General features: G+C 64.3%; 9 protein-coding genes and 2 pseudogenes. 8 read left to right on the top strand and 3 right to left on the bottom strand.

Annotation, left to right across the window (positions count from 1 at the left end; all coding sequences use genetic code 11):
* The 7 genes and pseudogenes from RMO18_RS20970 to RMO18_RS21000 form a co-directional block, all read left to right on the top strand.
* Positions 1-318 (top strand): annotated as a pseudogene (locus RMO18_RS20970) (ABC transporter ATP-binding protein); the annotation flags it as partial.
* Positions 319-402: 84 nt separating this feature from the next.
* Positions 403-1485 (top strand): ABC transporter permease, encoded by a 1083-nt coding sequence (locus RMO18_RS20975; RefSeq protein WP_309668480.1) that lies wholly within the window; start codon positions 403-405, stop codon positions 1483-1485.
* Positions 1485-2414, top strand: coding sequence for an ABC transporter permease (locus tag RMO18_RS20980; RefSeq protein WP_309668481.1), 930 nt, complete (start codon positions 1485-1487; stop codon positions 2412-2414). Before RMO18_RS20975 ends, RMO18_RS20980 begins: the two co-directional genes overlap by 1 nt.
* A gap of 52 nt (positions 2415-2466) precedes the next feature.
* A complete protein-coding gene (locus RMO18_RS20985) occupies positions 2467-3549 on the top strand; it encodes a BMP family ABC transporter substrate-binding protein (protein ID WP_309668482.1) in 1083 nt (360 codons plus the stop codon).
* A 256-nt stretch (positions 3550-3805) separates the two neighbouring features.
* Complete coding sequence (locus RMO18_RS20990) at positions 3806-4453, top strand: class I SAM-dependent methyltransferase (protein WP_309668489.1); 648 nt, start codon at positions 3806-3808, stop codon at positions 4451-4453.
* Positions 4454-4500: 47 nt separating this feature from the next.
* A complete protein-coding gene (locus RMO18_RS20995; RefSeq protein WP_309668483.1) occupies positions 4501-5577 on the top strand; it encodes an FAD-binding oxidoreductase in 1077 nt (358 codons plus the stop codon).
* Positions 5578-5651: 74 nt separating this feature from the next.
* Positions 5652-6440, top strand: a complete 789-nt coding sequence (locus RMO18_RS21000) for a GH25 family lysozyme (protein ID WP_309668484.1) — start codon at positions 5652-5654, stop codon at positions 6438-6440.
* A gap of 15 nt (positions 6441-6455) precedes the next feature.
* Here the strand turns inward: RMO18_RS21000 and RMO18_RS21005 are convergent, their stop codons facing one another.
* Both RMO18_RS21005 and RMO18_RS21010 read right to left on the bottom strand, forming a co-directional pair.
* On the bottom strand, positions 6456-6695 hold the full coding sequence (locus RMO18_RS21005) for a hypothetical protein (protein ID WP_309668485.1): 240 nt from the start codon (positions 6693-6695) through the stop codon (positions 6456-6458).
* A 151-nt stretch (positions 6696-6846) separates the two neighbouring features.
* Positions 6847-7215 (bottom strand): hypothetical protein, encoded by a 369-nt coding sequence (locus tag RMO18_RS21010; protein WP_309668486.1) that lies wholly within the window; start codon positions 7213-7215, stop codon positions 6847-6849.
* Between the two features lie 96 nt (positions 7216-7311).
* On the opposite strand from RMO18_RS21010, the gene RMO18_RS21015 reads away from it, so the two are divergent.
* Positions 7312-8052, top strand: a complete 741-nt coding sequence (locus tag RMO18_RS21015; protein ID WP_309668487.1) for a DeoR/GlpR family DNA-binding transcription regulator — start codon at positions 7312-7314, stop codon at positions 8050-8052.
* Positions 8053-8156: 104 nt separating this feature from the next.
* Here the strand turns inward: RMO18_RS21015 and RMO18_RS21020 are convergent.
* A pseudogene (locus RMO18_RS21020) lies at positions 8157-8504 on the bottom strand (hypothetical protein); the annotation flags it as partial.

An 8504-nucleotide genomic window follows, 5' to 3' on the forward strand; every position in this document is an offset into this window, starting at 1 on the left:
AATTTGCAGAAATTCGTGGTGGGCCGAGAGTTGAGCCAGACGCCAAGCGTGATCGTGATCAACCAACCGACATGGGGCGTTGATGCGGCAGCGGCAGCGGCGATCCGGCAGGCGATTCTGGACCGGGCGGCGGGCGGGGCGGCGGTGGTGGTGATCAGCCAGGATCTGGATGAGTTGCTGGAGATTGCCGATGATTTCGCAGCACTGAACGGCGGGCGGCTGACACCAGTGCGCCCGGTGAAGGGCCTGACCATCGACGAGATCGGGCTGATGATGGGCGGGGCACACGGGATGGAGGTGGCGCATCATGGGCATTGAAAGAAACGGGGGGGCTTCACCCCCCCGCACCCCCCGAGGATATTTGCAGACAGATGAAATGCCGGAGTTCACGGAGGACTGGGGATGCTGAGGCTGGAAAAGCGGCCGTCGCCATCGGTGTTCTGGCAACGCGCCTCGCCTGTGCTGGCGGTGGCGCTGACCATGGTGGCCGGGGGGATCATGTTCTGGATCCTTGGCAAGGACCCATTCGTAGCCATTCGCACGATCTTTTGGGACCCGCTGTTTGGCGAGTTCGCGTTCTATTTTCGCGGTCAGTTGCTGGTGAAGGCGGGGCCGTTGATCCTGATTGCGCTGGGGCTGTCGCTGGGGTTTCGGGCGGGAATCTGGAACATCGGCGCCGAGGGACAGTACATCATGGGGGCGATCATCGGGGCTGCCGTGGGGCTGGCGGTGTTTCCGACGGAAAACCGGCTGATCTATCCGGTGATGGTGATTGCCGGGGCGTTTGGCGGCTGGGCCTGGGCGATGATTCCGGCCATTCTGAAGACCCGGTTCAACACCAACGAGATCCTGGTATCGCTGCTGCTGGTCTATGTGGCGCAGACGATCTTGGCCAAGGCCGCCACCGGGTTTCTGCGCAATCCCGAAGGTCAGGGCTTTCCGGGCAGCCGGAACTTTTCCAACTATCCGGCGGCGTCCAACCCGGAGCTGATTGCCGGGACGGGCATGCATTGGGGGGTGGTCGCGGCCTTCATCGCGGTGATCGCGGCCTATGTGCTGTTGCAGCGCCATATCCTGGGCTTTCAGATCAAGCTGGCCGGGCAAGCGCCGAAAGCGGCGCGGTTTGCCGGGGTCAATCCGCAGCGGCTGGTGCTGTTGTGCATGGGGATTTCGGGGGCGCTGGCGGGCATGGCGGGGCTGTTCGAGGTGACCGGCCCGGCGGGCCAGATCACCATCGATTTCAACGTGGGCTACGGGTTTACCGCGATCATCGTGGCCTTCCTTGGCCGGCTGAACCCGGTGGGCATTCTGTTTGCAGGGCTGTTGATGGCGCTGACCTATATCGGCGGCGATGCGGCTTCGACCAACATGGGCCTGCCGTCAGCGGCGATTCAGGCGTTTCAGGGGATGCTGCTGTTCTTCCTGTTGGCCACTGACCTGCTGGGCAACTTCCGCATCCGTCTGGCAACACGGGAGGCTGTTTGATGTTTGGCGATATCAGTCTGAGCCTGCTGCTGGCCTCGCTCATGGTCAATTCGGTTCCGATCATGCTGGCCGCAACGGGCGAGTTGGTGGTGGAAAAGGCGGGTGTTCTGAACCTTGGCGTCGAGGGGATGATGATCATGGGGGCGATCTGCGGTTTCGTGACCGCAGTGCTGACCGGCAATCCCTATCTGGGCTTCGTTGGCGGCGCGCTGGGGGCGGCGGCGCTGTCGCTGGTGTTTGCGCTGCTGACGCAGGTTTTGCAGACCAATCAGGTGGCATCGGGGCTTGCGCTGACGCTGTTCGGCCTTGGCCTGTCGAGCCTGATCGGACAGGGCTATGTCGGGATCAAGCCGCCCGCCACGGGCGAGGTGCCGTTCGGGCCGCTGGCCGACATTCCGTTTCTGGGCACGGTTCTGTTCGGGCATGACTGGGTGGTGTATTTCTCGATCCTGATGGTGGCCGCGACGTGGTGGGTGCTGCGCTATAGCCGTACCGGCCTGATCCTGCGGGCGGTGGGCGAAAGCCATGAGGCGGCGCATGCGCTGGGCTACAAGGTAACCCGCATCCGCATACTGGCAATCCTGTTCGGGGGCGCGATGGCGGGGCTTGGCGGGGCCTATGTCAGCCTGATCCGGGTGCCGCAATGGACAGACGGGATCACGGCGGGTGCGGGCTGGATTGCGCTGGCCATCGTGGTCTTTGCATCGTGGAAACCATGGCGGGTGTTGATGGGTGCTTATCTTTTCGGCGGTATCACCGTGCTGCAACTAAACCTGCAAGCCGCCGGATCATCTATCCCGGTGGAATACTTGTCGATGGCTCCGTATCTGATAACCATCCTTGTGTTGGTCATCATGTCATCTGGTCGGGGACGGGCGTCGCTGAACGCGCCCGCCTGCCTTGGCCAGAACTTCCATGCCTCACGCTGAGGCTTAACACGCCGGGGGCATCAAGCCCCCGCCCAATGGGGAGACTACCAGAATGAAACGCAGAACTCTGCTTGCCACCGCAGTACTTGGCGTCAGCCTTGCCTTCGGCGGTGCCGCCGTGGCGCAAGACAAGACCAAGGCGTGCTTTGTTTATGTCGGCCCGATCGGCGATGGCGGCTGGACCTATCAGCACCATCAGGGCGCGCTGGCCGTGCAGGAAGCCTTTGGCGACAAGGTCGAGATCCAGTGGCAGGAAAACGTGCCCGAGGGTGCCGATGCCGAGCGTGTGTTGACGCAGATGGCGCTGGGCGGCTGCAACATCATCTTCACCACGTCTTTCGGCTATATGGATGCGACCAACGCGGTTGCGGCCAAGTTCCCCGATGTGAAGTTCGAACACGCAACCGGCTTCAAGCGCGAGCATCCGAACGTTTCCACCTATAACGCCCGGTTCTATGAGGGCCGCGCGGTGCAGGGCACCATTGCGGGCCGGATGACCAAGACCAACAAGATCGGCTACATCGCGTCATTCCCGATTCCCGAAGTGATCATGGGGATCAACAGCTACTATCTGCACGCCAAGAAGGTGAACCCGGCGGTCGAACTGTCGATCGTATGGGCCTATACCTGGTTTGACCCGGCGAAAGAGGCGGATGCCGCCAAAGCGCTGATCGAACAGGGCGTGGACGTGATTGCCAGCCACACCGATTCCACCGCGCCCTTGGCCGAAGCAGCCAAGACGCCGGGGGTGATCGGCTTTGGTCAGGCCTCCGACATGGCAGAGTACAAGGACGGCCCGCGCGTATCGTCGATCATCGACAACTGGGCGCCGTATTATGTGAAACGCGTCGGCGCGCTGATGGACGGCACTTACGCGCAGGCGGATGCGTGGGAGGGCATCGCTGGCGGCGAAGTGGAAATCGGTGAAATCACGGCGGCGGTTCCTGCCGAAGTGAAGGCCGAGGCCGAAGCGATGCGCGATGCGATTGCAGCGGGCACCTATCACCCGTTCACCGGGCCGATCAAGAAGCAGGATGGCAGCGACTGGCTGGCCGATGGCGCGGTGGCGCCGGACGGTGATTTGCTGGGCATGGGCTTCTACGTCGAAGGCATCGTCGGCGACATTCCGAAGTAAGCCTGCCTGCAATGATGAAGAAAGGCCGCCGTGGCAACACGGCGGCTTTGCTTTTTGCGCGGCTGCGTGGTTGGCTTTGCAAAGTTGGAAAAGGATGCCTGATGACCAGTCCCTTACCCCCCCCGCACCGCTGGTGTGAATGGCCGTCTTTGGGGCGGACGCGCCCGCGATTGGGCCGAGGTTCAGGAAGGCCAGTTCGGCCCCGGCTATGACGATGTGCTGACGCGCGCCGGGGTTGGGGCTGGGCACGCGGCTTGTGGACGCCGGCTGCGGGGCGGGGATGGCGGCAATGCGGGCTGCCGGGCTTGGCGCGCGGGTTTCGGGCATCGACGCGGCACCGCTGCTGCTGGACATCGCCCGCGAACGCACCCCAGAGGGCGATTTCCGCGAGGGCGATCTGGAGGAACTGCCCTTTGCGGACGACAGCTTTGACGTGGTGACCAGCTTCAACGCATTCCTGTTCGCCGGCAACCCGGTTCGTGCGCTGAGCGAGGCGCGGCGCGTGACCACGTCCGGTGGTATTGTGGCGATCATGACCTGGGGTCGACCGGAAGGGATGGAGGCCGCGTCCGTTGTGGCCGCCCTGCGCCCATTGCTGCCCGCCCCACCGCCCGGCGCGCCGGGGCCCTTCGCCCTGTCAGACCCGGACCGTCTGTCGGCCTTTGCCGCCGAGGCCGGCTTGACCCCGCGCGACGTGGTCGAAGGCCATATCTTCTGGCGCTATCCTGACAAGGCGACAGCGCTGCGCGGCCTGAACTCCAGCGGCGTCGCGGTGCGCGCGGCGGGGCTTGTGGGCGAAGCGGCTGTGACAGCCGCGCATGCGGCGGCGTTGGCCCCGTTCCTGCAAGCGGATGGCAGCTTGCGGATCGGCGCGCGGTACATGGCGATGCTGGCACTGGCCTGACGCGGAGCCCCTTTCTTCTGGCGCAGCAGCGTGGCACTGTCTGCAGCATGGATTGCGATTTTCTCATTATCGGCGGTGGCATAGCGGGCATCTCGGCGGCGGCGCGTCTGTCGGCGCTGGGGTCGGTTGTGGTGCTGGAGGGCGAGGACAGCCTTGCCCATCACGCCTCGGGCCGGTCTGCGGCGCTGTTCGAGCCGCGCTACGGCGCGCCTGCGGTTGTTGGGCTTTCGCTGGCATCAGAGGCGTATTTCCGGACTGCAGAAGGCATCCTGTCGCCGCGCGGGCTGATGATCGTGGCGAAGGCCGATGAACAGGCGGCGTTCGAGGTTGATCTGGCGGCGATGGAATTCACCCGGATCAGCGTTGCTGAGGCGCGGGATGTGGTGCCGATCCTGAACCCTGACAGCGTCGCTTTCGCGGGGTTGGCGGACCATGCCTGGGATATCGACACTGACCGCCTGATCCAGGGCTTTGCCCGCGAGGCCCGGGCGCGGGGGGCGCAAATCCTGACCAAGGCGAAGGTGACGGGGATTGTGAAGGACGGGGCTGGCTGGCGGGTCAGCAGTCCGGCGGGGGAATGGGCCGCCGGGATGATCATCAATGCGGCAGGCGCGTGGGTGGATCTGGTGGCGGAAATGGCGGGCATCCGGCCGCTTGGATTTCAGCCGATGCGCCGGTCAATGGCGCGTATTCCAGCACCCGGGGGACTGGATGTGTCACGCTGGCCAATGGTCTTTGGCGCGGCCGAGGGCTGGTACGCAAAACCTGACGCCGGGGCACTGATCGTGTCACCCGCCGAAGAGCACCCGATGGACCCGCACGACGCCTGGGCCGATGACATGGTGCTGGCCGAAGGGCTGGCGCGGTATGAGGAGATGGTGACCGAACCGGTGACGCGGGTTATTTCGAACTGGGCGGGGCTGCGGACGTTTTCACCCGACCGGGTGCTGGTGATCGGACCGGATCAGGCAGACCCGACGTTCTTTTGGCTGGGCGGACAGGGCGGCTATGGCTTTCAGTCCTGCCCTGCGGCCAGTCAGTTGGTGGCGGACCTGATCAATGGCTGCACGCCCGCGCTGGAGGCTGGGCTTGTGGCAGCGCTTTCGCCAACACGGTTTGGCTAATCGGCAGGCAATCTGGCGCGCATGGCGAAAAACCGGGGCTGACAGATCGGTCGAATTCTGTCAGCATCGCCAGCATGTTGCACCGATTTTTCCCAATCGTTTGCCTGCTGCTTGCTGCCTGCGGCGCGCCCCGCAATACGCCCGAGCAAAGCAGTGGCGAGACGGTGACTGTCACCACTTCCAACTTTTCCGACGGCGACCCGACCGATTGGCCGGGCCGCGCACCAGACCGTTACCCGGTGCATGGCATTGATCTGTCGCGCTTTCAAACGGCGGTCGATTGGCCCACGGCGCGGGCCAATGGGGTAAATTTTGCCTTCATCAAGGCCACCGAGGGCGGCGATCTGGTGGACCCGATGTTCGAAGATCACTGGCGCGGGGCGGGGCAAGCCGGGGTCAAGCGCGGTGCCTACCACTTCTTTTACCATTGCCGTCCGGCGGCCGAGCAGGCGCGCTGGTACATCCGCCACGTGCCGCGAACGGCGGGTGCGCTGCCCCCGGTTCTGGACATGGAATGGACGCCGACCTCGCCCACCTGCACCATCCGGCGCGACGCCGAAACGATCCGGTCTGAGGCGCGCATCTTCATCAATGCCGTGACCGCGCAGTATGGCCAGCGCCCGATCCTGTACACCTCGATCGACTTTTTCGAGGACAACGAGATGTGGCGCGTGACGGGCGTCGAGTTCTGGTTGCGGTCGGTCGCCGCGCATCCGCATGATCTGTATGACGGGCAACACTGGAGCTTTTGGCAATACACCTCGACGGGTGTGGTTCCGGGCATCGGAGGGCCGGTGGACGTGAACGTCTTCGCGGGGTCAAGCACACAGTGGGCGGGCTGGATCGCCGCCCGGGCGCAATAGCAGGCGCGCTGGCCGCTACGCCCCCTTGCGCGCACGCCAACGACGGGCCCAACGGCTGATCCGGCGGCGGGATCTGATCAACAGCACTGAAATCGGCCCGCGCAACGGCGGCAGATCCACTGCCAGCAGCAACAGGCCGAACGGTAGCATCCACAGGCCGAGGATCGGCAGGAACCACAGCAAGCCGCCTGCAATGAAAATCACTGCCAACGGCAGGCGAATCACGCGCCAGCTGTCGGTCCGAAGGGTTGTCATCGGCCTGCGAAGCAGGGGCACGAGGCGGGCCAGCGCCTCGAACTGTCGATGAAACCGCCGTTCTCTTCGCGACACGCCCAGCACACCCCCCAATCCGCGAAGGATGGAGCTTGGGCGTGACAGGATCAAGACAAGCTTTGCAGATGTGAGGTCAAATGGTGTCTGGAATGTCATCAATTGCCGTCCAGACAGGAATTCCGCGCGCCTGCGCAATCTGAACATCTTTGTCTGCACCGGCCGAGGCACCCGGCAGGCGCAGCACCCCGTCGCATTTCGCCAGCAGTCGATGCGCTGCGGGGTGCAGCACGGCGTCATAGGCAGCACTGCCCGGCGCGCCACCGCCTGCCCCGCGCAGGATGGGCAGCGCTGCCCATTCGCCGATCATCGGGACGTGGCCCTTGCGAAAGATCGGCCAGGCGGCGGCCTCCAGTGCAGCCAGATTGGTGGCCATTTTGGCGGGATCATCACCGGTGCCAGACCGGTAGGGACCAGCGATCAGAATCATCATCGGATCAGTCATTTGCACGTTCCTTCACGTTATTGCGGCTATCAGCTTGCATATGCTGCCGATTCGCGCAATGGTCAGCAATATCATGCAATATCGCGCAAGCCGTTTATGCTGACATCGCAGCGCAAGGCGCTACTTCTGGATCGGCTTGGCCGGGATGGCCGGCTGGTGGCGTCTGACCTCGCCGCCGATCTGGGCATTTCGGAAGACACCATTCGCCGCGATCTGCGCGATCTGGCTGCCCAAGGCCGGCTGGTACGGGTGCATGGCGGGGCGTTGCCGGCATCGCCAACCCACAGGCCGTTTCAGGCGCGACTGGCGATGGAGGCCGCGGCCAAGGCGCGTCTGGGAAAGGCCGGGGCAACGCTGATCCGGCCGGGGCAGGTTGTGATCATGGATGGCGGCACCACGCATCTGGCGCTTGTGGCGGCCATGCCGCGGGATATTGGCTGCACCATCGTGACCCACAGCCCGGCCATCGCCGCCGCATTGGAGGAGCATTCGAACGTGGAGGTCATTCTGATCGGCGGCCGGATTTTCCGCCATTCGATGGTGGCCTCTGGCCCGATCGCGCAGGAGGCGTTTTCGCGGCTGCACGCCGATCTGTGCTTTCTGGGTGTGACCGGGCTGCACCCGCAGACGGGTGCCACGACCGGCGACGCCGAGGAGGCCGCGCTGAAGACGACAATGACGCGCGTTGCCGCCGAAACGGTTGTTCTTGCAACCGACGACAAGCTGCGGGTGACCAGCCCGTGGCTGGTGACGCCGTTGTCAGGGCTGGCGAGCGTGGTCACCTGTGGCGGGCGGCCGGATTGGCTGCCTGACGCGGTCGATCACCTGGACGCCTAGCCGTCCAGCCGGATGCGGGGGTTCGTCGGGCAAAACGGGCTGTTTTGGGTGACCGGTGGATATGAAACCCTGTCCGATTGCGGAAACTCCAATGTCCGCGTGCGTCAGCTCGCACTGGGTTCCAAAGCTTTTCGAACCACATGGCGGCGCGTACCCACCGTCGCAACCTCCACATAGCCAGCAGCCAGAAACGAGGGCAAAAACCCGCTGAACCGGTAGCTGGGGCTGTCACGGTCCACCGGATAGGCCTCGATTGCGGTGGCACCTTCGTTGGCGGCATGGGCTTCGGCAGCATTCAGAAGTGCCGCGAAACCGAATTGCTTGCGGTGATCGGCGCGGATGAAGAAACAGGTCAGCGACCAAAGGCCGGCAAGAGGGTCCGTGTTGCTCAGGCTTTTGCCGAACAGCGGGCGCGGCGCGATGGAGCACCAGGCGACCGGGACACCCTGGTC

Source organism: Tabrizicola sp., assembly GCF_031377265.1.
GTDB lineage: Bacteria > Pseudomonadota > Alphaproteobacteria > Rhodobacterales > Rhodobacteraceae > JAUYQR01.

What these genes read in the sequence shown, in the direction of transcription:
- RMO18_RS20975 (WP_309668480.1), top strand. Translation starts at nt 403, where the DNA reads ATGCTGAGGCTGGAAAAGCGGCCGTCGCCATCGGTGTTCTGGCAACGC.
- RMO18_RS20980 (WP_309668481.1), top strand. Translation starts at nt 1,485, where the DNA reads ATGTTTGGCGATATCAGTCTGAGCCTGCTGCTGGCCTCGCTCATGGTC.
- RMO18_RS20985 (WP_309668482.1), top strand. Translation starts at nt 2,467, where the DNA reads ATGAAACGCAGAACTCTGCTTGCCACCGCAGTACTTGGCGTCAGCCTT.
- RMO18_RS20995 (WP_309668483.1), top strand. Translation starts at nt 4,501, where the DNA reads ATGGATTGCGATTTTCTCATTATCGGCGGTGGCATAGCGGGCATCTCG.
- RMO18_RS21000 (WP_309668484.1), top strand. Translation starts at nt 5,652, where the DNA reads ATGTTGCACCGATTTTTCCCAATCGTTTGCCTGCTGCTTGCTGCCTGC.
- RMO18_RS21005 (WP_309668485.1), bottom strand. Translation starts at nt 6,695, where the DNA reads ATGACAACCCTTCGGACCGACAGCTGGCGCGTGATTCGCCTGCCGTTG.
- RMO18_RS21010 (WP_309668486.1), bottom strand. Translation starts at nt 7,215, where the DNA reads ATGACTGATCCGATGATGATTCTGATCGCTGGTCCCTACCGGTCTGGC.
- RMO18_RS21015 (WP_309668487.1), top strand. Translation starts at nt 7,312, where the DNA reads ATGCTGACATCGCAGCGCAAGGCGCTACTTCTGGATCGGCTTGGCCGG.